This window comes from Mesorhizobium sp. Arg314 (assembly GCF_053714275.1).
Genome location: NZ_JBSKBP010000008.1, coordinates 90,927 through 115,392 on the forward strand (window position 1 = coordinate 90,927; position 24,466 = coordinate 115,392).

Below are 24,466 nucleotides of genomic sequence, written 5' to 3' on the forward strand. Positions count from 1 at the left end.
CGCGATTTTAAACCGTATCAATCAATTTTTCGAATCTGACGGGAATCGCCATTGACTCTGATTTCGAACAGTGATTAGAACGTTCCAATAAATTCATTCAAAAAACGCGGAGGACGGGACGAGGATGGCCAGCCGCGCCAAGGCGACGATCCTGGACATTGCCCGCGAGGCCGGCGTGTCCAAATCGACGGTGTCGCTCGTGCTGCAAGGCAGCGGGCTGATCCGACCTGAGACCACGGTCAAGGTGCGCAAGGCGATCGAGGATGTCGGCTATGTCTACAACCGCGGCGCCGCCAATCTGCGCAAGGCGCATTCCAACGTCATCGGCATGGTGATCAACGACCTCACCAACCCGTTTTTCGCCGAGCTTGCGGTCGGCATGGAGCGCGTCTTCCAGGCGGCGGGCGTGGTCCCCTTCATCGCCAACACGGCGGAGAACCCGGTGCGCCAGGAAGAGGTGCTGAAATCGCTGATGGAGCAAGGCGTCGCCGGCCTGATCGTCTCGCCGGCGCGTGGCACCACGCCGGGCGCTTTCCGCCGCATCGAAACGGCCGGTGTGCCGATCGTCTTTGCCATGCGCCGGCTGCCCGACAGCCGCATCCCGGTGATCACGCCGGACAATCATCGCGGCGCCATCCTCGCCACCGAGCATCTGATCCGCAAGGGCCATCGCCGCCTGGCGTTCTTCGGCGGCTCATCCGACCTCGTTGTCTATCATGAGCGCCTGGGCGGCTTCCTCGAAGCCTGCCAAACGCTCGGCATCCCGGCGGCTGACCGGCTGATCGTCGAAGGCGAGACCAGCCGCAAGGGCGGCATGGCCTGCCTGGAGACGGCGCTTGCCGCGACCGAGCCGCCGACGGCTGCGCTGTGCTTCAACGACGCGGTCGCCTTCGGCGCCATGCTGGCCCTGCGCCGGCGCAATCTGGAAGCCGGAGCGGACTTTGCTGTCGTTGGCTTCGACGATGTCGCCGAAGCCGAGCACTACAGCCCGGCGCTGACCAGCGTTGCCGTCGACACCGCCGGCCTGGGCGAGCGCGCCGCCCACGTCATGCTGAAGATGATCCAGTCCCGCACCACGCGCGCCGAGGACCATATCGGCGCCGTCAGCCTCGTCGTCCGCGAAAGCAGCGGCCCGGATCGCAGCAAGCAAGGAATGGGGGACGCGGCATGAGCGTGAGATGGGGCCTGATCGGCGCGAGCACGATCGCCAAGCAGTTCATGATCAACGCCATTCGCGCGCAGGCCGATGGCGAGGTCGCTGCCGTGATGAGCTCCAGCGCGGAACGCGCCGAAGCCTATGCTCGCGAGAACGGCATACCTGCCGCCGTCTCGACCGTTGATGCGCTGCTCGGCGCGGACATCGACGCCGTCTACATCTCGACCACCAACGAGTTGCATCTCGAACAGGGTCTTGCGGCAATCGAAGCCGGCAAGCATGTGCTGTGCGAGAAGCCGCTGGCGCTGACCAGCGCCGATGCCAAGCAGATGGTCGGCGCCGCCAAGGCCGCCGGCATCGTCTTCGGCACCAATCACCATCTGCGCAACGCCGGCGCGCACCGCGCCATGCGCGAGGCAATTGCCGCCGGCCGCATTGGCAAGCCGATCGCCGCGCGCGTCTTCCATTCCGTCTTCCTGCCGGAAAACCTGCAGGGCTGGCGCATCACCAGGCCTGAGGCCGGCGGCGGCGTGGTGCTCGACATCACCGTCCACGACGCCGATACGCTGCGCTTCGTTCTCGGCGACGATCCGGTCGAGATTTCGGCGTTCACGCAGTCGGCCGGCATGGCCGGCAGCGGATTGGAGGATGGCGCCATGTGCATCTGGCGCTTCAAGTCCGGCGTCATCGCGCAGTCGCATGAGGGCTTCACGACGAAATTCGCCGGCACCGGCTTCGAGGTGCATGGATCGGAAGGCTCGCTGATTGCCACCAATGTCATGACGCAGAAGCCGGTCGGCTCGGTGCTGCTGCGCACCGCGAGCGGCGAGGAAGAGCTTAGCTTCGACCGCGAGGACCTGTACACCCGCACGCTGCGCCAGTTTCATGCCGCGATCCTTGGCGAAGGCCAGCCTTCCGCCACCGGCGAGGACGGCATCTGGTCGCTGGCCTCGGCCGAGGCAGCACTACAATCGTCGAAGACCGGCAAATCCGTGATGATCGACCCGCAACTCGGGGGCCTGGCGTGAACAAGCTCGTCTCGGCGGCCCACGCCGCCAGCCTGATCAAGGACGGCATGGTCGTCTCGGTGTCGTCGTCGAGCGGCCTTGGCTGTCCCGACGCCGTGCTAGCCGCGATCGGCGAGCGCTTCGACGCCGAGGGCCATCCGAAGAATATCACCACGCTGCATCCGATCGCCGCCGGCGACATGTACGGCATCAAGGGCATCGACCATCTCGCCAAGCCGGGCCTGTTGAAGCGCACGCTTTGCGGCTCCTATCCTTCCGGCCCCTCCTCCGCCGAGCCGCCGCAGATCTGGAAGATGATCGGCGACAATTCAGTCGCCGCCTATAACGTGCCCTCGGGCATCCTGTTCGACATGCATCGCGAAGCCGCCGCCAAACGGCCGGGCGTGCTGACCAAGGTCGGCCTCGACACTTTCGCCGATCCGCGCCACCAGGGCTGCGCCATGAACGCCGCGGCCAGCGAGCCGATCGTTTCGGTGCAGCAGTTCGACGGTGAGGAATGGCTCTATTTCCGCGCCATCGTTCCTAACATCTCGATCATCCGCGCCACTTCGGCCGACGAGCGCGGCAACCTCACCTATGAGCACGAGGGCGCCTATCTCGGCGGCCTGGAGCAGGCGCTCGCGGCCCGCAACAATGGCGGCATCGTCATCGCGCAGGTCAAGCGCGTCGTCGAGAACGGCACGCTGAAGCCGCATGATGTGCGTGTGCCGGGCGTGCTGGTCGACCATATCGTGGTGGCGCCAGACCAGTTGCAGACGACCCTCACGCCTTACGACCCGGCGATCTCGGGCGAGATCTTCCGACCGCTGTCGACCTTCCGCACGCCGGAGATGAACGTCCAGAAGGTGATCGCGCGCCGCGTCGCCATGGAATTGCGCGACGGCATGGCCGTCAACATCGGCTTCGGCATATCGGCCAACGTGCCGCGCATCCTCTTGGAGGAAGGCCAGCACGGCAAGGTCACCTGGGTGATCGAGCAGGGCGCGGTCGGCGGCGTGCCGCTGCTCGACTTCAAGTTCGGCTGCGCCTCGAACGCCGAAGCGATCATGCCCTCGCCGCACCAGTTCATCTATTTCCAGGCCGGCGGCTTCGACGCCTCCCTGCTCTCCTTCCTGCAGATCGACCGCCACGGCTCGGTCAACGTGTCGAAGCTTTCGGCTCGGCCGCATGTGACGGCCGGCGCCGGCGGCTTCGTCGACATCACGTCGCGGGCGAAGAAGATCGTCTTTTCCGGCTTCTTCAATGCCGGCGCCAAGCTCTCGCTGGCGAACAGCGCCATCCGCATCGACCAGGAGGGCAAGGTGAAAAAGATCGTCGAGGAGGTCGAGCACATTTCCTTCTCCGGCAAGCGCGCGGTCGCGCAGGGACAGGACATCACCTATGTCACCGAGCGCTGCGTGATGAAGCTGACGCCAGGCGGCTTGATGGTGACGGAGCTGGCGCCCGGCATCGACCTCGAACGCGATGTGCTGGCGCAGGCCGATATCCCGCTCGCCGTCGCCAACGACCTCAAGGTCACGCCTTCGTCGCTCTACCAGGACCGGCCGATCGGCCTGTCGCTCAATGCCGGCGCCTCGCTCGGAGGCGTGCATGGCTGAGCGTCTCGTCACCTTCGAGCAGGATGGCGCTGTCGGCGTCGTCACGCTGCGCCGACCGGAAAAGTTCAACGCGCTGGATATTCCCATGCTGCGGGCACTGGAAACGTCGCTCGACGAGGCGGAACTGGCCGAGGGCGTGCGCGTCGTGCTCATCCGTGGCGAAGGCAAAGGTTTTTGTGCCGGCGGCGACGTCGAGGCCTGGGGCGCGATGAGCGCCGCCGATTTCCAGGTGCAATGGGTCCGTTACGGCCACCGTGTCTTCGACCGGCTGGCGCGCTTGCGGCAGCCGACCATCGCAGTTCTGTCAGGCCATGCGCTGGGCGGCGGGCTGGAACTGGCGGCCGCATGCGATTTCCGCGTCGCCGAATCCCAGGTGAAGCTCGGGTTCCCCGAAACCTCGATCGGCGTCGTTCCCGGCTGGTCCGGCACGCAGCGCGCTGTGCGCCGCTTCGGTGTGCAGATCGTGCGGCGAATGGCGCTTGGCGGCGAGATTTTTCCGGCGGCCGATGCGCTGGCGCTTGGCGTTGTCGACCGCGTCGTCGAAACCGGCAAGGCTTTCGACGACGCCAGGGCCTGGGCGGAAAGAATCGCCGAGCGCGGCCCGCTGGCGACCGAGGCCGCCAAGCTGATGATCGGCGTTGCCGAGGGCGAGGAGAATGCCGCGGCGACCGAGGCGCTGGCCAGCGGTTTCATTGCGCTCACGGCCGACCTGAAAACCGGCGTCGGCGCGTTCAAGGCCAAGCAGAAGCCGGCCTTTTCGAGATCCTAGAGAAGAAACGATGAACGCACCGCTCAACATCTCCATGCCGACCGAGGCGTCCCAGGCGCCGAAGGCCTACAAGCTGCTGATCGACGGCAAGCATCTCGATGCCAGCGACGGCCGCAGCATCGAGCGTGCCAGCCCCGGCCACGGTTTTGTCGTCTCGCGCTATGCCCAGGCGGGCACTGTGGACGTCGAGGCCGCGGTTCAGGCCGCGCACAAGGCCTTCGAGACCGGCCCATGGCCGCGCATGAAAGCTTCCGAGCGCGCCGCCGTGCTGCTCAAGGCGGCAGACCTGGTCGAAAGCCGGCTGGAACAGATCGCCCGTCTCGACGCGCTGGAATCCGGCAAGCCGATCGCCCAGGCGCGCGGCGAGATCGGCGGCGCCGTCGACATCTGGCGCTACGCCGCCTCGCTTGCCCGTACGCTGCATGGCGAGAGCTACGCCAATCTCGGCGACGCCATGCTGGGCGTGGTGTTGCGCGAGCCGATCGGTGTCGTCTCGCTGATCACGCCGTGGAATTTCCCCTTCCTGATCATCAGCCAGAAACTGCCCTTCGCGCTCGCCGCCGGCTGCACGGTGGTGGTGAAGCCGAGCGAGATGACGTCCGCTTCCACGTTCGTGCTCGGCGACATACTGCTCGAGGCCGGACTACCGGCCGGCGTCGTCAACATCCTCGCCGGCTTCGGCGCCGATGTCGGCGCGCCGATGGTCAGCCATCCGCTGGTCGAGATGGTCTCCTTCACCGGTTCGACCCGCGTCGGCAAGATGACCATGGCCGCTGCATCGAATTCTCTGAAGAAGGTCTCGATGGAGCTCGGCGGCAAGAACGGCCAGATCGTCTTCCCCGATGCCGACCTCGAAGCGGCGGCGGATGCGGCGGTGTTCGGCGGCTTCTTCAACGCCGGCGAATGCTGCAATGCCGGCAGCCGGCTGATCGTGCATGAGGCGATCGCCGACGATTTTCTTGCCGCGGTCACGGCACTGGCGCAGAGGGTCCGCGTCGGGGATCCGCTTGACGACCGTACCAAGGTCGGCGCGATGATCTCGGTCGACCATATGGAAAAGGTAGCCGGCTATGTGGCGGCGGCAAAAAGCAACGGCGGCAGCGTCCTCAGCGGCGGCGGCCGGCTCGCGTCAAACGCCGGCCAATACCTCGACCCGACAATTGTCGGCAACGTCACCGAGGATATGGCGATCGCCCGCGAGGAAGTGTTCGGGCCGGTGCTGTCCGTGCTCACTTTTGGAACGATTGAAGAGGCATTGCACATTGCCAACAACACGCCCTATGGTCTGTCTGCAGGGGTGTGGAGCGCCGGCATCGACACTTGCATGTCGGTGGCCCGCGGTGTGCGTTCGGGGACGGTTTGGGTGAATACGTTCATGGAAGGTTATCCCGAACTGCCCTTCGGCGGCTACAAGCAGTCCGGTCTCGGACGCGAACTCGGCAAACGCGCCGTCGAGGACTATACCGAGGAAAAGACTATCCAGTTTCATCGCGGCCAGCGCACCGGTTGGTGGGTCGGCTGAGTTGGGAGACCCCGGCGGACACCCGCCGGTTATGTGTATGCAACAAGGGAGGTAGTACATGTTGCGCAAACTGCTTATCGGAACGGCTCTCGCGACGAGCTTTGCGTTCTCGGCGCATGCCGCGGACGTCAAGGAAGTGCAGATGCTGCATTGGTGGACGTCGGGCGGCGAAGCGGCTGCTCTGAACGTGCTGAAGCAGGATCTGGCCAAGGAAGGCTATGCCTGGAAGGACGTGCCGGTAGCCGGCGGTGGCGGCGACGCCGCCATGACCGCGCTGAAGGCCATGGTCGCGGCCGGCAACTATCCGACCGCCTCGCAGATGCTGGGTTACACCGTGCTCGACTATGCCGCCGCCGGCGTCATGGGCGACCTGACCGAGACTGCCAAGAAGGAAGGCTGGGACAAGTCGGTTCCCGCCGCGCTGCAGAAATTCTCCGTCTATAACGGCAAGTGGGTGGCCGCTCCGGTCAACGTCCACTCCGTCAACTGGCTGTGGATCAACAAGGCGGTCATGGACAAGATCGGCGGCACCGAGCCGAAGACCTTCGATGACTTCATCGCGCTGCTCGACAAGGCCAAGGCTGCGGGGGTCATTCCGCTAGCGCTTGGTGGCCAGAACTGGCAGGAAGCCACCATGTTCGACTCCGTCGTGCTGTCGACCGGAGGACCGGAGTTCTACAAGAAGGCGATGAACGACCTCGATGAAGGGTCGCTCAAGTCCGACACGATGAAGAAGTCGTTCGACAACCTCGCCAAGCTCGTCAAATATGTCGACCCGAACTTCTCGGGCCGCGACTGGAACCTCGCCACCGCCATGGTCATCAAGGGCGATGCGCTGGTTCAGGTCATGGGCGACTGGGCCAAGGGCGAGTTCCACGCCGCCAAAAAGGCCCCGGGCACCGACTTCCTCTGCTACCGTTTCCCGGGCACCGATGGCTCGGTGATCTACAACTCCGACATGTTCGGCATGTTCAACGTTCCGGAAGACCGCAAGGCCGCCCAGGTCGCTCTGGCCACCGCCACCCTGTCGAAGAGCTTCCAGTCGGCCTTCAACGTGGTGAAGGGTTCGGTCCCGGCCCGCACCGACGTGCCGGACACCGACTTCGACGCTTGCGGCAAGAAGGGCATCGCCGACCTGAAGAAGGCCAATGACGGCGGCACGCTGTTCGGCTCGCTGGCGCAGGGTTATGGCGCTCCGCCGGCCGTCGCCAACGCCTACAAGGACGTCGTGTCGAAGTTCGTCCATGGTCAGATCAAGACCTCGGACGAGGCCGTGACCGAGTTGGTCAAGGCAATCGACGACGCCAAGTAAGGCCTTTGGCATAGATTGACTCTCCCCCGCTTCGGCGGGGGAGGTCTCCCGCCGAGACAATATCCGGGATTGCTTCCTGGCGTGCGTAGCGCGCCGGCCGATCCTCACTAACCGGTACTGGATGAGCCGATGAGCACAGTTGCCGAAACCCAGATCAAGCTGACACCGGAGCATGACGCCCGCCCTGGCGCGTCGGTCCGGTCGCGGCTGCAGGACCTGTTGCCGAAGATCGTGCTGGCGCCGAGCTTCGCGGCGACGATCGTCTTCGTCTATGGTTTCATCCTGTGGACGATCTACCTGTCCTTCACCAATTCCAAGACCTTCCCGTCCTACGACATCACCGGCGCCCGCGCCTATCAGCGGCTGTGGCGCTGGACCTTCGAGAGCGACCCGCCGTCGAGTTGGTACACCTCGATCACCAACATGGGCATTTTCGGCTTCCTCTACATCGGTATCTGCCTGGCGCTCGGTCTGTTCCTGGCCATCCTGCTCGATCAGAAGATCCGCGGCGAAGGCGTGCTGCGGCCGATCTACCTCTACCCGATGGCGCTCTCCTTCATCGTCACCGGCGTCGCCTGGAAATGGTTCCTCGATCCCGGCCTTGGTCTCGAGCAGACGCTGCATCAATGGGGCTGGACGAGCTTCCACTTCGACTGGATCAAGAACAAGGATTTCGTCATCTACACGGTGGTGATCGCCGGCGTCTGGCAGGCCTCCGGCTTCATCATGGCGATGTTCCTGGCCGGCCTTCGCGGCATCGACGGCGAGATCATGAAGGCGGCGCAGATCGACGGTGCCTCCACCTTCCAACTCTATCGCCGCATCGTCATCCCGCTGCTCAGGCCGGTCTTCCTGTCGGCCTTCATCGTGCTCGCGCACCTCGCCATCAAGTCCTACGACCTTGTCGTGGCGCTGACCAGCGGCGGGCCCGGCGGCTCGGCCTGGCTGCCCTCCAACTTCATGTATGAGTTCACCTTCAAGCGCAACGAAATGGCGGTCGGCTCGGCGAGCGCCGTGATCATGCTGATGACGCTGACCGCAATCATCGTGCCGTATCTCTATTCCGAGCTCAGGGAGAAGCCGCGATGAGCGCTGTCATCTCACCTGCCCGGCCTGCCTCCAGCGGCACCAGCGCCAGGACCGTCAACCGCATCGTCATCTACGGGCTGCTGGCGCTGTTCGCGATCTTCTACTTGATGCCGCTCTTCGTCATGCTGGTCACCTCGTTCAAGACCATGGACGAGATCCAGAACGGCAACATGCTGGCGCTGCCGCAATCGCCGACCATCGAGCCCTGGTTCAAGGCCTGGGGCCAGACCTGCGTCGGGCTGACCTGCGCCGGCATCAAGGGCTACTTCTGGAACTCCATCAAGATGGTGGTGCCGGCGGTGCTGATCTCGACGCTGCTCGGCGCGCTGAACGGCTACGTGCTGACCAAATGGCGCTTCCGCGGCCATACGCTGGTCTTCGCCATGATGCTGTTCGCCTGCTTCATCCCGTTCCAGTCGGTGCTTCTGCCGATGGCGACGATCCTCGGCAGCATCGGCCGCTTCGGCGTCACCTTGCAGAACGCGACCGGCTTCAACTTCGGCCTCGGCAATTCGACGGTGAACCTGGTCTTCGTCCACGTGGTCTACGGCCTCGGTTTCACCACGCTGTTCTTCCGCAACTATTACGAGGCCTTCCCGACCGAGCTGATCAAGGCGGCGCAGGTCGACGGCGCGTCCTTCTTCCAGATCTTCCGCCGCATCATGCTGCCGAACTCGATGCCGATCTTCGTCGTCACGGTCATCTACCAATTCACCAACATCTGGAACGACTTCCTGTTCGCTTCCGCCTACGCCGGCACCGGCGACGTGATGCCGATGACGGTGGCGCTGAACAATGTCGTCAACACCTCGACCGGCGTGGTCGAATACAACGTCAACATGGCCGCGGCGATGATCGCCGCCCTCCCCACCCTGATCGTCTACGTCGTCGCCGGCCGCTATTTCGTGCGCGGGCTGATGGCAGGCGCGGTCAAGGGCTGACCCTCTTTCTTGAAGGAACGACCATGGCTTTTCTGGAAATTGATGGGCTGAAGAAGCGTTTCGGGAATGTCGAGATCCTGAAGGGCATCAATGTCGAGCTCGAAAAAGGCGGCTTCCTGGTGCTGGTCGGTCCTTCCGGCTGCGGTAAGTCCACGCTGCTCAACACCATTGCCGGTCTCGAAAGCATCACCGAGGGCGAAATCCGCGTCGAGGGCCGCGCGATCAACGATCTGCACCCTTCCAAGCGCGATATCGCCATGGTCTTCCAGAGCTATGCGCTCTATCCGAACATGACGGTGGCCGGAAACATCGCCTTCGGCATGGAGATGCGCGGCGTGCCGGCGGCGGAACGCCAGGCGGCGATCGACAAGGTGTCCAGGATCCTGCAGATCGGCCACCTCCTGCAGCGCAAGCCGAGCCAGCTTTCCGGCGGCCAGCGCCAGCGCGTCGCCATGGGCCGGGCGCTGGTGCGCGACCCGAAACTCTTCCTGTTCGACGAGCCGCTCTCCAACCTCGACGCCAAGCTGCGCGTCGACATGCGCATCGAGATCAAGCGCCTGCATGCCACCACCGGCACGACGATCGTCTACGTCACGCATGACCAGATCGAGGCGATGACGCTGGCGACCAAGATCGCCGTCATGCGCGACGGCGAGGTGCAGCAGTTCGGCACGCCGGCCGAGATCTACAACAACCCGACCAACATTTTCGTCGCCGACTTCATGGGCTCGCCGGCGATGAACCTGATCCCGGCCAAGATCGACGGCAATGGCAGCGGGCTTTCCGTGGTGCTGGACCGCGAAGCCCGCCAGCCGATCATACTGCCGATGCCCGGCGCGCCCGCCGGCCTTGCTGCATTCAAGGACAAATCGGTGATCTTCGGCGTCCGCCCCGAAGCGCTGACCGACCCGGAAGGTGCCGAACGCAACGGCTCCAACATTGCCACCGCCGACTGCCACATCGAGGTAGTCGAGCCGGCCGGCTCCGACACCTTCGCCGTCACCAATCTCGGCGGCAAGGGCGTGGTGGCGCGGCTGCGGGCGGATGCCAAGATCCAGCCCGGCACCAGCACGCCTTTGGCCTTCAACCTCAGTAAGGCGGTGTTCTTCGATCCGGCGACCGAGAAGCGCATTCTCTGATGCATGTCGCCCAAAAGTGGATCCGGTTTTGGGGCAACGACATGCATCAAAGCAAAGACCTTTAGACCATGGCAAATCCGGATATCGTCATCATCGGCTCCGGCATCGGCGGCGCCACGATCGCCTCCGGCTTGGCCGGTAGCGGTGCCTCGATCCTCATCCTGGAGCGCGGCGAGCCGCTGCCCGCGACGCCGCACGCGCGCTCGACGCGTTCGATCTTCGTCGACGAGCATTACCGGCCAAAGGAGATGTGGCGCGAGGCCGGAGGTGCTGCCTTCAACCCCGGCAACTATTACTATGTCGGCGGCAATTCGAAGTTCTTCGGCGCCGTCCTGATCCGCTACCGCAAGGAGGATTTTTCCGAGCTCGAGCATTTCGGCGGCGTCTCGCCGGCCTGGCCGTTTTCCTATGACGAATTCGAGCCATGGTACTCGAAGGCCGAGCAGCTTTTTCGCGTGCGCGGCACGCTTGGCGAGGATCCGACCGAACCCTTCCATTCGATCCCCTACGCCTTCAAGCCGGTGCCGGACGAACCGCCGATCGCACGCGCCCGTGCCGAATTGAAGAGCCTCGGCCTGCACCCGGCTTCGCTGCCGCTCGGCGTCGACATCGAAGCCTGGCTGAAGGATGGCAAGACCGGTTGGGACGCATTCCCCAACACCGGCCAGGGCAAGATCGATGCCCAGACCGGTCCCCTGACCGCAGCGCTGAAGGATCCGAACATCCGGCTCGAAACGAGCGCCTGTGTCGACTGGCTCGAAGCCTCGCCGGACGGCAGGTCTATCGCCGCCATTCACTACACCCGGAACGGCGTGCAAAAGACGCTGTCGCCGAAGCTGGTCATCCTGTCGGCCGGCGCGATCAACTCGGCCGCCATCCTGCTGCGTTCACCCTCGCCGACTAAGGGCAAGAACGGGGGCAAGGGCCTGGCCAACAGCTCCGACCAGGTCGGCCGCAATTTCATGAACCACAATTCGAGCGCGATGCTGGCGATCGATCCGCGGCGCCGCAACGACAGCGTCTACCAGAAGACGCTGATGCTCAACGACTACTATCTGTCGGACGGCAAGGGCGGCAAGCCGCTGGGCAATGTGCAGCTGCTCGGCAAGATCGACGGCAACATGCTCAAGGCCAATGTGAAGCGGGTGCCGAAATTCGCGCTCGATTTCATGGCCGTCCACGCCGTCGACTGGTACCTGATGTGCGAGGACCTGCCCGATCCCGAAAGTCGCATCATGGTCGACGGCAAGGAGATCGTCATGCAGTGGCGGCGCTCCAACATGCAGTCGCTGGAAGGCCTGACCAGGGTGATGCGCGAGAACCTTCGCGCTTGCGGTTATCCGATCGTGCTGTCGCGCCCCTTCGACAAGCGCACGCCCTCGCACCAGTGCGGCACGGTGAAGATGGGCAACGATCCGGCAACGTCACCGCTCGACGCTTTCTGCCGCGCCTTCGACCACCGGAACTTGTTCGTCGTCGACGGCGGCTTCCTGCCGACATCGGCCGCGGTCAATCCGGCACTGTCGATCGCGGCCCAGGCGCTGCGGGTGGCCGACCACATCCGTAGCACGGAGCTTGCCGCATGAGCCGTCAGCGCCGCCCCTCATCCGCCTGCCGGCACCTTCTCCCCGTGAACGGGGAGAAGACAGCTGGCCGCAACCCCGGCGCCTTTTTTGCATCGCTGGCGATTGGCGAATGCGACGGCGAGAACATCCTTCTCCCCGTCACTATACGGGGAGAAGTGCCCGGCAGGGCGATGAGGGGCAGCGCCAACTCCCGCAGGACTAATTTCCAATGACCCGGCCCGCAGCCATCATCACCGGCGGCGCGCGCGGCATTGGGCTCGCTTGTGCAGAGGCGTTGGCCGATGCAGGCTTCGATATCCTCATCGCCGACATCGCCGAGAAGCCCGGCGACAGTCTCGCCTTCAACATCACCGGGCGCGGCGCGGAGTTTGCCTACCATCGTTGCGACATCGCCGATCTCGCCGGCCATGCCGCTCTTGCCAAAGCGGCCATCGGCGCCTTCGGCCACATCGATTGCCTGGTAAACAATGCCGGCGTCGGCGCTGTTGTGCGCGGCGACCTGTTGGAGCTGAAGCCGGAGAATTTCGACCGCGCGTTGAACATCAACCTGCGCGGCACGGTGTTCCTGAGCCAGGCCGTCGCCAAGGCGATGCTTGGCGCGCCTGCTGGTTCGGCCAGGTCGATCATCACCATCACTTCGGTCAGCGCCGCCATGGCTTCGCCGGAACGCGCAGACTACTGCATTTCCAAGGCAGGCCTTTCGATGTGGGTGAAGAACCTGGCGCTGCGGCTCGCTGCGGAAAATATCGGCGTGTTCGAGGTACGGCCGGGCATCATCCGCACCGACATGACGGCCGGCGTCTCCGCCAAATATGACGCGCTGATCGAGGGTGGGCTGGTGCCGGCCAGACGCTGGGGCGAGGCCGCCGATATCGGCGGCGTCGTGGCCGCACTTGCCTCCGGCAAATTCGGCTTTTCGACCGGATCGGTCATCGATGTCGACGGCGCGCTTTCCGTGCCGCGCTTGTGAGGAACAATGGCTGACTACATCATTGTGGGCGCCGGTCCGGCCGGCTGTGTTCTGGCCAACCGGCTGAGCGAGGATCCGGGTAATTCCGTCCTGCTGCTGGAAGCCGGCGGCAAGGACTGGCACCCCTACATCCACATGCCGGCGGGCTTTGCCAAGATGACCAAGGGCATCGCCTCCTGGGGCTGGTCGACCGTGCCGCAGAAGAACATGAAGGACCGCGTCCTCTGGTACACGCAGGCCAAGGTGGTCGGCGGCGGCTCGTCGATCAACGCCCAGATCTACACGCGCGGCAACGCTCGCGACTACGACGCCTGGGAGAAGGAAGAGGGCCTCGCCGGCTGGGGCTATCGCGACGTGCTGCCCTATTTCAAACGCGCCGAGAACAACCAGCGCTTCGCCAACGACTATCATGGTGACCAGGGCCCGCTCGGCGTCTCCAACCCGATCTCGCCTTTGCCGATCTGCGAGGCTTATTTCCGCGCCGGCCAGGAAATGGGCATCCCGTTCAATCCGGACTTCAACGGCGCCAGCCAGGAAGGCGTCGGCTACTACCAGCTGACCCAGAAGGATGCGCGGCGCTCGTCCGCCTCCGTCGCCTATCTGAAGCCGATCGGCGCCCGCAAGAACCTGACGGTCAGGACCGATGTGCTGGTCACCCGCGTCGTCGTCGAAAGGGGTCGCGCCGTCGGCGTCGAGATCGTCGACAAGCCGGGCGGTGAGAAGACCATGCTGCGCGCCGAACGCGAAGTGATCGTCTCCTCCGGCGCCATCGGCTCGCCGAAGCTCCTGATGCAATCGGGCATCGGCCCCGCCGACCATCTGAAGTCGGTTGGCGTGACGCCGGTCCACGACCTGCCCGGCGTCGGCTCCAACATGCAGGACCATCTCGACCTGTTCGTCATTGCCGAATGCACCGGCGACCACACTTACGACAACTACGCCAAGCTGCACCGCACGCTGTGGGCCGGCCTGCAATATCTGCTGCTCAAGAAAGGCCCCGTCGCCTCCAGCCTGTTCGAGACCGGCGGCTTCTGGTACGCCGACCCGACCACTGCCTCGCCCGATATCCAGTTCCATTTGGGCCTCGGCTCCGGCATCGAGGCCGGCGTCGAGAAACTGAAGAACCCGGGCGTGACGTTGAATTCCGCGTTCCTGCGCCCGCGCTCGCGCGGCACGGTGCGGCTGAAGAGCGCTGACCCGGCGGACCATCCGCTGATCGATCCGAATTACTGGTCCGACCCATATGATCGCGACATGTCGATCAAGGGCCTCAGACTGGCGCGTGAGATAATGCGGCAGAAGGCGCTTCAGCCCTTCGTGCTGCGCGAGGTGCTGCCAGGTCCAAACCTGCAAAGCGACGCAGACCTGTTCGACTATGCCTGCCGCACCTCCAAGACCGATCATCACCCGGTCGGCACCTGCCGCATGGGCCATGACCCGATGGCGGTGGTGACGCCGGATCTGAGGCTGCGCGGCATCGAAGGCCTGCGGGTCTGCGACGCCTCGGTGATGCCGCGCGTCCCCTCCTCCAACACCAATGCGCCGACGATCATGGTCGGTGAAAAGGGCGCCGACCTCATCCTCGGCCGCGAGCCGCTGCCGCCGGCCGTGTTCAAGGGCAACCAGGCGGCTTGAGACACAAATGATGATCCGGCACTGCGTCTTTGTCCGATTTCGCGACGACGTTCCGGCAACCGAACGTGCGGCGATCCATGCCGATCTCGAGGCACTGCGCGCCGTCACCGACGGCATGGGCAAGGTGCAGTTCGGCGCCAATGTCAGCCCCGAGCCGTTCGCGCGCGGCTTCACGCATGGCTTCACCATCGACTTTCGCGATGCCGCCGCCCGCGACGCCTATCTCGTGCATGAGGCGCATCAGCGCGCGGGCGCGCGCCTGGTCGCCGCGCTCAAAGGCGGCACAGAAGGGCTGATGGTCTTCGATCTCGAACCCTAATGCATGTCGCCCAGAATTGTACGCGGTTCTGGGACAACGACATGCATAAAAACAAGGACTTAAAGCGCGTCGCCTGAAACCGTTTCAGCGCGACGCGCTTTAGTCAGCGAACGCAAAAAGTGAGAACCACGGGCGCCCGCGGCATGGTCTCGGGCATCCTGCAATGCGGTTATCCGGCCGGCTATAGAGCGGTCCGCCGTTTCGTGAAACGGTGAACCGCTCTATCCGAGTCTGAGTGCGACGACGCCGGCAACGATGCTGAGCGCGGCAGCACCGCGCCAGCCCGTCATTTTCTCGCCCAGCGCAAAGACCGAGATCATCATGGCGAACAGAATCGAGGTCTCGCGCAGCGACGCCACCGAGGCGATCGGCGCCTTGGTCATCGCCCACATCACGATCCAGTAGGCGCCGCCGCTGAGCACGCCGGTGAACAGCCCCGCCTTCCAGTCACGCGCCAGCACAGGCAGCGATTGCGGTCCGCGAAAGACGATACACAGCACGAGCGCCCCCGCCGCATCGCAGATGAACAGCCACGCCGCGTAGCTTTGCGCGGTTGCCGCCAGCCGCGCGCCGCTGCCGTCGGACAGCGTATAGCTGGCGATGAAGATCGACGTGCCGAGCGCGAAGCCGACCGCGCGAAGATTGAAACGTTCGAGATGAACGCCGCCACGAAACGACATCACCAGCGTTCCCGCCGACAGAAGCACGATGCCGAGGATGGCGAGCGGCGCCGGGACCTCTCCGACGACGACCATGCCGCCAAGTGCCGCCAACAGAGGTGCGGTGCCGCGCGCCAACGGATAGGTCTGGGCGAAATCACCGGCCTTGTAGGCGCCGATCAGGAAGGTCCGGTAACCTATGTGGAAGATCACCGAGGCGATGATGTAGGGCCAGACCTCCGCCTTGGGCACTTCGACGAAAGGCAGCGCGAAAAGTGCCGCAAATCCCATGCCGAGCGTCATCAGCGTGATCGACAGGAAACGGTCGAGATGCACCTTGACCAGCGCGTTCCAGATCGCATGCATGGCGGCTGCGGCAAGCACCGCGAAGAAAACGAAAAGCGTCATGCTCCGTTCATCTGACAGCGAGACCCGGCGCTTCCAGGTCGATGTCGACCCTGAGCGGAAAATGGTCGGAAGCCACTTCGCCGATACCGGCGCTGATCGACCGCACCCGATCGGCCAGCATGCCGCCGACGAAACAATGGTCGAGCCGGCGCTTGGCGAGCCTGCCGTCGATGATCTTTTCATGCGTGTGGAAGTCGGCTGCCGGTTCCTTTGCGACGGCAGCCGCGTCGACGAAGCCGTCGATGTAGCCAGCGCCGCGATGATAGGGCGTCGAGCCGACGATGCGCCGGTATTCGGCGCTGCCCGGCTCCATGTTGAAATCGCCCAGCCAGATCGCCGCCAGCGGGTTTTCCGGTTCCGGCTGGCCGTTCGACCAATTGCGCTGCGGTTCGTCGTCGACGCCGCTCCAGGGGCCTCCGTCCGAGGGCGCACGTCGATGCTCGGCAAGCAGATAGTCGATCTGCTCCAGCCGCTCCTCGGCCGCGATATGCGCCAGGTGCAGCGAGAGCACCCTCACCGGTCCCGCCGGCGTGCGGATCATGCATTCTAGCGCCGCGTTACGGGTGTTGAGCGGCCGGAGCGTGCGCCGCAACGGCAGTGCGTGCAGGCGCGACCAGACGATCGGCAGCTTCGACAGTATCATCGTGCCGAACTGTCGCCGGCGGTTGACGATGCGGCCATCCGGCTTCTCGCTGGCGTCCATGTCGAAGGCGGGGCCGTAAGCCCAGTAATAGTCGGGCAGCAACCTGGACAGGATATCGGGCTGGTCGTCTTCATCGCTGCGCTGCCAATGCCGCTCGACCTCCTGCAGCGCGATGATGTCGGCGCCCTCCACCAGCCTGGCGGAGCGCGCGAGATCGTAGCGCCCGTCGCTGCCATAGCCATACTGGATGTTGTAGCTGATCAGCTTCATTGATTAACCGGCTCACTTCCGATGATCGCAGTAGAGCAATTCCAGGAAAAGTGTGAGCGGTTTTCCGTCTGAAATTGCGTCAAAACAAAAGAGCTAGAGCGGTTCGCCATTTCGGTGAACCGCTCTAGCGCCCCGCCTCCAGCGTTGCAATGTGCCGCGCGGACAGGCGCAATAGTCCAGCCGATGACCGGCGAACCGACCTCTCTAGTAGGTCGTCAGCGGCTGGAAGCTTCCGGCGGGCGACGCCGCCAGCTCCGACCAGTCGATCTCCTCCTCCAGCCGATGATAGGCCTCGTCGCCGATCGTGCCGTTGGTGCGCAACTCCTCCAGCGTGTCGCGCTGTCGGTTGATGGCATAGAGGCGCAGCCGGTCGTATTCCGTCGCCGCCTGCGCATCATCGGGGTTTTCCGCGACTTTGCGCTGCGCCTCATACTGTTCGCGCACGACGGCCGCCGCGGCCGAATTCTTGCGGCTCAGCACGTCGAGCGCAGCCTGCATGATGGCGACGCGCGCTTGTGCCACTTCGCGGTCGACCGTCGTGTCGCGTTCGAAGTTGAGCAGCCGCAGCAGCGGTTTCAGGCTCATGCCTTGCAGCACCAGCGTGCCAAGCACGACCGCGAAGGCGGCAAGCACGATTGGATCGCGGCCAGGGAAATTGGCAGGCAATGCAATCGCCACCACGAGCGTCACCAGCCCGCGCATGCCGCACCAGCCGACGAGCACGGCGCCGCGAAATGTCGGCGCATCTCGCCTTTGCTCTTCGCTGTCGAAGCGGGCAAACCATCGTATGACAGCGACGTAGCTTGCCACCCAGACGAGGCGTGCCACGATGACGATGGCGAGCACCGTTCCGGCGAAGAGAAAAGCTTCGCCTTGACCGTCGCCGGAGAGACGGCCGATGATCGACCGCGCCTGCAGGCCCATCAGCACGAAGGCCAGCACGTTGAGCACGAACACCGCCGATTCCCAGACCGAATAGGTGCTGACGCGGCGTCTGGCCGACATGCGGCGCGGTGCCCTGCGCGCGATGGTGATGGCATAGACGACGATGGTGATGATGGCCGAGAGGCCGAGCTTGTCGGCGATGATCCAGACGGCGAAGGTTCCGGCGAACTGCACCACGGTGCTGCTTGCCGCATCCTCGATGCGCGTCAGCGTGAGCAGCGAGAAACGGCCGAACAGATAGCCGGCAACAACGCTGCCGATCGTCGCCAGCAGGATCACCGGCACGGCGTCTTTCAGCATCAGCGAGCCGATGGCGGCCGAAACCGATATCCGGTAGATCAACAGCGCCGTGGCGTCGTTGAGCAGGCTCTCGCCCTGCAGGATGGCGGTGAGCCGGTGCGGCACCTTGAACTGATTGAGCACCGCGCTTGCCGCCACCGCGTCCGGCGGCGCGACGATGGCGCCAAGCGCGATCGCCGCCGCGATCGGCAGGCCGGCCATCTTCCAGCCGACAAACGCGATCACCACGGTGGTGAAGACGACGGCGCCAAGCGCCAGCAGCACTAGCGACAGCCGGTAGCGTTTCAGGTCGCGCAGCGAGGTGTCATAGGCGGAATCGAGAAGCACCGGCGCGATGAACAGCGCAAGCGCCAGTTCCGGATCGATCTCGATCATCGGCGCGCCCGGCACGAAGGCAATCCCGACCCCGGCAAGCGCCAGCAGCGACGGGTAAGGCACCTCCAGCCATCGCGATACCGCCGTCAGCGCAACGGCAATGAGAAGCAGGACAAGAGTGAGTTCGAAAAGCGCCATGGCTTATCGTAGCGACGAAACCCGAAGCTTGGCAGTACCTTGAGCCGGGATACTGTTGATTTGTCGGACGCGTCGATATTGCCCGGCTATATGCACATTGCACTGGCCTGATGAGGTTCAGTCCAGTTGGCGGGGCTGTGTCGAGATTCAGGTCAGGCCGAGTCGAAAATGGCGGTTTCCGAGAACCGGAGCGGAGCGTACTTGAAGTACGTGAGCACCGGAAGCGCAGGAAGCCGCCATTTGCAGGCCGGCCTCACCTGAATATCGACATAGCCTAGTGCAGGACCAGCATGTCGCCCGACGAAAACGAGATGTCGGCCTTGTCGCCGACGACCGGCGGCGGCGTCGTCGAGTTGTTGAAGGTGTCGAGCGACACCGTGTTGCCGCCGATGCCGACCCGCACGCGGATGACCGAACCGAGGAAATGCACTTCGGCGATCTCGCCCGACAGGCTGGTGTCGTGGCCCGGCTGGCGCGCCAGCGAAATCGCCTCCGGCCGTAACGCCAGCGACAGCGTATCGCCGGACTTCGATCCGTTGAGCTTGCCCTTGAGCGAGACTTCCTGGGTGTTGACCTGCACCTTGCCGCTGGACGCGTCGGTGACCTTGCCCTCCAGCACGTTGAGCGTGCCGACGAAGTTGGCGACGAACTTGGTTGCCGGCCGGTTGTAGATCTCGAACGGCGTACCGACCTGTTCGGCCTTGCCGCCATACATCACCGCGATGCGGTCGGAGATCGACAGCGCTTCTTCCTGGTCATGCGTGACGAAGATGGTGGTGATGCCGAGCTTCTTCTGGATCGAGCGGATTTCCTCGCGCAGCGACACGCGCACCTTGGCGTCGAGCGCCGACAGCGGCTCGTCGAGCAAGAGGAGCTTCGGCTTCGGCGCAATGGCGCGCGCCAGCGCGATGCGCTGCTGCTGGCCGCCTGAAAGCTGGTAGGGGTAGCGATCGGCCATCTGCGGCAGCTTGATCATGTCGAGCATCTCGGCGACGCGCCTGTCCGCGTCAGGCTTCGACATGCCAGCTACCTTGAGGCCGAAGGCGATGTTCTGCGCCACTGTCAGGTTCGGGAACAACGCATAGGCCTGGAACACCATGCCGACATTTCGCTGGTTTGGCTTCAGCCTGGTGATGTCCTTGCCGCCGACCACGATCTTGCCGGCAGAAGGCTCCTCGAAGCCGGCGACCATGCGCAGCACCGTCGTCTTGCCGCAGCCGGACGGGCCAAGGAAGGAGACGAACTCGCCGGGCTCGACGTCGAGGCTGAAATCCTGCACCACGGTGTTGGCGCCGTAGGACTTTCGCACATGCTGGATGGACAGGAATGGCTCGGCCATGGCTTTTCTCTCAGGTCAATTCGGGCGGTTCGCCGATTTCGGCGCGAAACGGGACAGGATCTGGATGAGCGACATGCAGCCCCAGGTAATGGCGAAGGCGATGATGGCAAGCGCCGCCGGCTCATAGGCACGGTTGGCGCCGATATTCTGCAGATACGGCCCGAACGCCGGGCGGTTCAGCAGGCTCGCCATCGTGAATTCGCCAATGACGATCGCGAAGGTAAGGAACGCGCCCGACAGAACCGCGATCAGGACATTGGGCAGGATAACGCGGGTGATGATCGTGGCCCAGCCGGCGCCGAGGATTTGCGCCGCTTCCGTCAGCGTGCGCACGTCGATGGTGCGAAGGCCGGTGTCGACCGCGCGGTACATATAGGGGAGTGCCAGCGTTGCGTAGCCGATCACCAGCAAGGCGCTGGCGCCGAGATCGCTGGCCAGGAAAGGCAGCGGCGAATTCGAACCGTACATGCGGATATAGCCGAACACGATGACGATCGCCGGAATGACCAGCGGCAGCAGCGTGATGAACTCGACGATCGGCCTGATTTGAGGCAAACGCAGCCGGATCCAGTAGGCCGCGGGCACCACGATCAGCACGCCGAGGATGATGGTGAAGATGGCGGCGACCACCGAATACAGGAACGTTGCCTGGAAGCGCGGGTCGCCGAGCACGACCTGATAGGCATCGAAGGAATGCACGCCGCGCCGCATGCGCAACGAAAACTCGAAAGTCGCCAGCAGCGGAATGAAGAAATAGGCCGTACCGATACCGAAGACGACCCAGGCCCAGAACTTTCCCGACTTCATTTGAGCCACCTCTCGGAACGGGTCCGGAACCAGATGTAGAAGACGTTGGCGAGCCCGGTGATGACGATCATGCCGAAGGCGATCGCGTAGCCGAGCTGCGGGTTATGCAGCACGTCGCCATTGATCTGCGAGTAGAGCTTGATGGGAACGATGTTGAGCTGCGGGCCGGCGAACGCATAGGCCGTTGCGATGGCGCCGAAGGCGTTGGCGAACAGAAGGATGACGGTGCCGAGGAAACTCGGAAACAACACCGGTATCACCACCATGCGCCAGTACTGCCACTGGGTGGCGCCAAGCGTGGCGGCCGCCTCGTTCCATTCCTTCTTCAAGCCGTCGATTGCCGGCACGATGATCACCACCATCAGCGGGATCTGGAAGAAGAGATAGACCACGATCAGGCCCCACGTGGTCAGGAAATTGAACCCCAACGCGTAGATGTTGAGGTTGAACATGTCACGCAGAAGCACCGTCACGATGCCGACGCGTCCGAGCGTTGCGATGAACGCGAAGGCGAGCGGCAAGCCGGCAAAATTCGAGGCGACGCCCGAGAAGGTCAGCGTCGCGGACCGCACCCAGCTGGGCAGGCCGCCGCGCACGATCGCGATGGCGAGCGCCAGTCCGGCAAATGCGCCGACGATGGCCGACCAGAAGCTGATCTTGATCGAAACCCAATAGGAATTGCTGATTGAAGGATCGCTCACCAACTGCAGGATGTTGTCGAGCGTGAACCCGCCTTCCCCGGTCTGAAACGCGCCGATGACGAGATAAAGCGTCGGCATGATCAGGAACATCAGGGCAAAGACGAAGAATGGCGCCACACCGATCCATTGCGTCGGCAGGCGGAAAGCGGTCGCCTCGTTCGGCGGCGCGGACTTGGTGGCGGCAACAGACTGATTTGAAAGCGATAGATCGGTCATGCGCCCGGCACCGTTTTCGAGGGAAAGCCGGGCGGCCAAGTGGCCGCCCGGTGGATTTCAAGTCTTACTTGACGTTGGCGCCGACAGTGGCGTCCCAGTTCTTGCTGATGGTTTCCTTGGCCTTGCCCTGCTCCACGAGCGTCGGGAAGACCGCCGAGGCATAGGACTCAGCCGGCGGCAGCTTGGCCAGCACGTCCGCCGGGATCTTGCCTTTCTTGGCGAGATCGTTGAAGCGGATCGGGTGGCAATAGCCCTTCAGCCAGCCGATCTGGCCTTCGTCGGAATAGAGGTATTCCATCCACAGCTTGGCGGCATTCGGATGCGGCGCGAAAGCACTGATCGCCTGCACATAGACGCCGGCGACGACGCCGGTCTTCGGCACGATCACGTCGACGGGCGGGTTGCCCTTCAGCGTGTCGCGGCCGGCAAGCGCGTTGTAGTCCCAGTTGATCAGGATCGGCGTCTGGCCCTGGGCCAGCGTCGCCGGCTTGCCGACGACCGGAACGAAGTTGCCGGCGGCGTTGAGCTTCTTGAAGAACTCGAGACCGGCCTTGCCGGCGGCTTCACCGGCGGCGGCGCCCGACGACAGGCCGGAGGCATAGACCGCCTGGATGGCCTGGTTCGACGCGCGCGGGTCACCGGCGAGCGCGACCGCGTTGGCGAATTCCGGCTTCAGGAGGTCGGCCCAGTCCTTCGGCGATTCCTTGACCAGGTCCTTGTTCACCATGAACGACAGCACGCCGTAATAGTCGCCGTACCAGGCGCCATCGGCATCCTTGGCGCTGTCCGGGATCGAGTCCCAGGTCGATACCTTGTAGGGCATCAGCAGGCCGTCGGCCTTGGCGGTCGGACCGAAGGACAGGCCGACGTCGATAACGTCGGGCGCCTGCGGGCCCTTATTGTCCTTGTTGGCCTTGATCGCCTCGACCTCGTCGCCCGAGCCGGCGTCCGGGTTGAGTTCATTGATCTTGATTTCCGGATACTTAGCCTTGAAAGCGTCGATCACTGCCCCGTAGCCACACCAGTCATGCGGAAGCGCGATGGTGGTGAGCTGGCCTTCAGCCTTCGCGGCCTTGACGAGATCGTCCATCGAATCCGCGGACGAAATCACCGTCGACGCAAAGAGCGCCGCGGCCGAGAGGGAAAGCACTTTCCCCGTGAACTTGAACATGTGTTCTCTCCGTTGAACTGGCGCGCTGGGCGCCTGCGATGCGGGTATCGTTTTCGTGTGACAGCCAGATGAAGGCTTTTTGAAACCGGAGCCCCCGCGGCGAAAAAAGTTAACTCTTTTTAACGGACCGTAGCAATTAGCCCGCGCTTAATTTTCCGGCTAATGGTTAGTCACCTTGCCTTTTGCCCCCTCCCTTCCCTTCTGGAACGCCTCGTCATTCAACTTTCCGGCATTGCAAGCCGGCTCTCAGACAGAGCCGGCGATCGCGTTTTCGAGCAGCGTCAGCGCCGCTTTCTTGGTCAGCTTCACGGGGTTGCCGCCGGCCGTCGGATCGACCACCGCCATGTCGGCGATAAGCGTCTTGCGCTTCTTGTCCATGTCGAGCCCCTTGATCAGGCCCGGCAGCGCGTGCGGCACCTTGAGCTCCTTGCGCAGCTTGATGATGGCCTTGGCGAAACCGTCGAAGCCGCCCTTGATGCCGCAATAGGCGGCGAGCCGGGCGATACGGTCCTCGATCGCCTCGCGGTTGAAGGCCAGCACATAGGGCATGAACACCGCATTGGTCATGCCGTGGTGGGTGTCGTAGAGCGCGCCGATCGGATGCGACAGCGAATGGATGGCGCCCAGTCCCTTCTGGAAAGCGGTGGCACCCATTGCGGCAGCGCTCATCATATGGGCGCGCGCGACGAGGTCCTTGCCGTTGGCAAAAGCCCTCGGCAAGTTTTCGAACACCAACCTTACGCCTTCCACGGCGATGCCGTCCGCCATCGGGTGGTAGCCCGGGGCGCAATAGGCTTCGAGGCAGTGCGCAAGCGCGTCCATGCCGGTGCCGGCGGTGATGAAGCCAGGCATACCGACCGACAGCTCCGGATCGGCAATGACGATTGCCGGCAAAAGTTTCGGATGGAAGATGACCTTCTTGGTGTGGGTCGCCTCGTTGGTGATGACGCCGGCGCGGCCGACCTCCGAACCGGTGCCGGCGGTGGTCGGCACCGCGATGATCGGCGCGATGGCGTCGGAATTGGCTCTGGTCCACCAGTCGCCAACATCCTCGAAATCCCACACCGGGCGCGCCTGTCCAGCCTGAAAGGCGATCAGCTTGCCGAGGTCGAGCGCCGAGCCGCCGCCGAAGGCGATGACGCCGTCATGCTTGCCCTTCTTGAACACGGCGATGCCGGCGGTGAGATTCGACTCGACCGGGTTCGGCCTCACCTCGGAAAACACGCCATAGGGCACCTTGGCGTCATCGAGGATCTTCAGCGTCGAAGCAACGACCGGCAGTTTCGCCAGTCCCGGATCGGTGACGAAGAGCGGCCGCTTGATGCCCGTGGCGTTGAGCACATCCGGCAATTCGTTGATGCGGCCGGCGCCAAAGCGGACGGTGGTGGGGTAGTTCCATTTGGAGATGAGCTTGGACATGTCTTGTCTTT

The 24,466-nt window shown here is 64.0% G+C and carries 21 protein-coding genes; 13 read left to right on the forward strand and 8 right to left on the reverse strand.

What is annotated here, in order from left to right:
• Nucleotides 1-124: 124 nt before the first annotated feature.
• The 13 genes from ACWGS9_RS10925 to ACWGS9_RS10985 all read left to right on the forward strand — a co-directional run bounded on the left by ACWGS9_RS10925 (nucleotide 125) and on the right by ACWGS9_RS10985 (nucleotide 15,064).
• Nucleotides 125-1,171 (forward strand): LacI family DNA-binding transcriptional regulator, encoded by a 1,047-nt coding sequence (locus ACWGS9_RS10925; protein WP_454505255.1) that lies wholly within the window; start codon nucleotides 125-127, stop codon nucleotides 1,169-1,171.
• The gene (locus tag ACWGS9_RS10930; protein WP_454505256.1) at nucleotides 1,168-2,184 is read left to right on the forward strand and encodes a Gfo/Idh/MocA family protein; all 1,017 of its coding nucleotides are present in this window, start codon (nucleotides 1,168-1,170) and stop codon (nucleotides 2,182-2,184) included. Before ACWGS9_RS10925 ends, ACWGS9_RS10930 begins: the two co-directional genes overlap by 4 nt.
• Nucleotides 2,181-3,782 (forward strand): acyl CoA:acetate/3-ketoacid CoA transferase, encoded by a 1,602-nt coding sequence (locus ACWGS9_RS10935; RefSeq protein ID WP_454505257.1) that lies wholly within the window; start codon nucleotides 2,181-2,183, stop codon nucleotides 3,780-3,782. Before ACWGS9_RS10930 ends, ACWGS9_RS10935 begins: the two co-directional genes overlap by 4 nt.
• Nucleotides 3,775-4,551, forward strand: a complete 777-nt coding sequence (locus tag ACWGS9_RS10940) for an enoyl-CoA hydratase/isomerase family protein (RefSeq protein WP_454505258.1) — start codon at nucleotides 3,775-3,777, stop codon at nucleotides 4,549-4,551. The genes ACWGS9_RS10935 and ACWGS9_RS10940 overlap by 8 nt, the downstream gene beginning before the upstream one ends.
• A 10-nt stretch (nucleotides 4,552-4,561) precedes the next feature.
• Nucleotides 4,562-6,073, forward strand: a complete 1,512-nt coding sequence (locus ACWGS9_RS10945) for an aldehyde dehydrogenase family protein (protein ID WP_454505259.1) — start codon at nucleotides 4,562-4,564, stop codon at nucleotides 6,071-6,073.
• 58 nt (nucleotides 6,074-6,131) lie between these two features.
• The gene (locus tag ACWGS9_RS10950; protein ID WP_454505260.1) at nucleotides 6,132-7,385 is read left to right on the forward strand and encodes an ABC transporter substrate-binding protein; all 1,254 of its coding nucleotides are present in this window, start codon (nucleotides 6,132-6,134) and stop codon (nucleotides 7,383-7,385) included.
• Nucleotides 7,386-7,514: 129 nt separating this feature from the next.
• The gene (locus tag ACWGS9_RS10955; protein WP_454505261.1) at nucleotides 7,515-8,474 is read left to right on the forward strand and encodes a carbohydrate ABC transporter permease; all 960 of its coding nucleotides are present in this window, start codon (nucleotides 7,515-7,517) and stop codon (nucleotides 8,472-8,474) included.
• A complete protein-coding gene (locus ACWGS9_RS10960; RefSeq protein ID WP_454505262.1) occupies nucleotides 8,471-9,415 on the forward strand; it encodes a carbohydrate ABC transporter permease in 945 nt (314 codons plus the stop codon). The genes ACWGS9_RS10955 and ACWGS9_RS10960 overlap by 4 nt, the downstream gene beginning before the upstream one ends.
• Nucleotides 9,416-9,438: 23 nt before the next feature.
• On the forward strand, nucleotides 9,439-10,554 hold the full coding sequence (locus ACWGS9_RS10965; protein ID WP_454505263.1) for an ABC transporter ATP-binding protein: 1,116 nt from the start codon (nucleotides 9,439-9,441) through the stop codon (nucleotides 10,552-10,554).
• Nucleotides 10,555-10,622: 68 nt separating this feature from the next.
• Nucleotides 10,623-12,140: a GMC oxidoreductase gene (locus ACWGS9_RS10970; protein ID WP_454505264.1), complete on the forward strand. Its 1,518-nt coding sequence runs from the start codon at nucleotides 10,623-10,625 to the stop codon at nucleotides 12,138-12,140.
• A 208-nt stretch (nucleotides 12,141-12,348) separates the two neighbouring features.
• A complete protein-coding gene (locus ACWGS9_RS10975; RefSeq protein WP_454505265.1) occupies nucleotides 12,349-13,110 on the forward strand; it encodes a 3-ketoacyl-ACP reductase in 762 nt (253 codons plus the stop codon).
• 6 nt (nucleotides 13,111-13,116) lie between these two features.
• Nucleotides 13,117-14,745 (forward strand): GMC family oxidoreductase, encoded by a 1,629-nt coding sequence (locus ACWGS9_RS10980; RefSeq protein WP_454505266.1) that lies wholly within the window; start codon nucleotides 13,117-13,119, stop codon nucleotides 14,743-14,745.
• A gap of 10 nt (nucleotides 14,746-14,755) precedes the next feature.
• Nucleotides 14,756-15,064 carry a Dabb family protein gene (locus ACWGS9_RS10985; protein ID WP_454505391.1) on the forward strand — a complete coding sequence of 103 codons (309 nt, stop codon included), beginning with the start codon at nucleotides 14,756-14,758 and terminating at the stop codon, nucleotides 15,062-15,064.
• Between the two features lie 221 nt (nucleotides 15,065-15,285).
• On the opposite strand, the gene ACWGS9_RS10990 is transcribed toward ACWGS9_RS10985, so the two are convergent.
• The 8 genes from ACWGS9_RS10990 to ACWGS9_RS11025 all read right to left on the reverse strand — a co-directional run bounded on the left by ACWGS9_RS10990 (nucleotide 15,286) and on the right by ACWGS9_RS11025 (nucleotide 24,455).
• Nucleotides 15,286-16,131, reverse strand: a complete 846-nt coding sequence (locus tag ACWGS9_RS10990; RefSeq protein ID WP_454505267.1) for an EamA family transporter — start codon at nucleotides 16,129-16,131, stop codon at nucleotides 15,286-15,288.
• 7 nt (nucleotides 16,132-16,138) lie between these two features.
• A complete protein-coding gene (locus ACWGS9_RS10995) occupies nucleotides 16,139-17,044 on the reverse strand; it encodes an endonuclease/exonuclease/phosphatase family protein (RefSeq protein WP_454505268.1) in 906 nt (301 codons plus the stop codon).
• A gap of 204 nt (nucleotides 17,045-17,248) precedes the next feature.
• Nucleotides 17,249-18,802: a cation:proton antiporter gene (locus ACWGS9_RS11000; RefSeq protein ID WP_454505269.1), complete on the reverse strand. Its 1,554-nt coding sequence runs from the start codon at nucleotides 18,800-18,802 to the stop codon at nucleotides 17,249-17,251.
• A gap of 274 nt (nucleotides 18,803-19,076) precedes the next feature.
• Nucleotides 19,077-20,141 carry an ABC transporter ATP-binding protein gene (locus tag ACWGS9_RS11005; protein WP_454505270.1) on the reverse strand — a complete coding sequence of 355 codons (1,065 nt, stop codon included), beginning with the start codon at nucleotides 20,139-20,141 and terminating at the stop codon, nucleotides 19,077-19,079.
• A 15-nt stretch (nucleotides 20,142-20,156) separates the two neighbouring features.
• Complete coding sequence (locus ACWGS9_RS11010; protein WP_140642340.1) at nucleotides 20,157-20,948, reverse strand: ABC transporter permease; 792 nt, start codon at nucleotides 20,946-20,948, stop codon at nucleotides 20,157-20,159.
• Nucleotides 20,945-21,865 (reverse strand): ABC transporter permease, encoded by a 921-nt coding sequence (locus ACWGS9_RS11015; RefSeq protein WP_454505271.1) that lies wholly within the window; start codon nucleotides 21,863-21,865, stop codon nucleotides 20,945-20,947. The genes ACWGS9_RS11010 and ACWGS9_RS11015 overlap by 4 nt, the downstream gene beginning before the upstream one ends.
• Nucleotides 21,866-21,929: 64 nt before the next feature.
• On the reverse strand, nucleotides 21,930-23,036 hold the full coding sequence (locus ACWGS9_RS11020) for an ABC transporter substrate-binding protein (protein WP_454505272.1): 1,107 nt from the start codon (nucleotides 23,034-23,036) through the stop codon (nucleotides 21,930-21,932).
• A 246-nt stretch (nucleotides 23,037-23,282) separates the two neighbouring features.
• Nucleotides 23,283-24,455, reverse strand: coding sequence for an iron-containing alcohol dehydrogenase (locus tag ACWGS9_RS11025; RefSeq protein ID WP_454505273.1), 1,173 nt, complete (start codon nucleotides 24,453-24,455; stop codon nucleotides 23,283-23,285).
• Nucleotides 24,456-24,466: the final 11 nt, after the last annotated feature.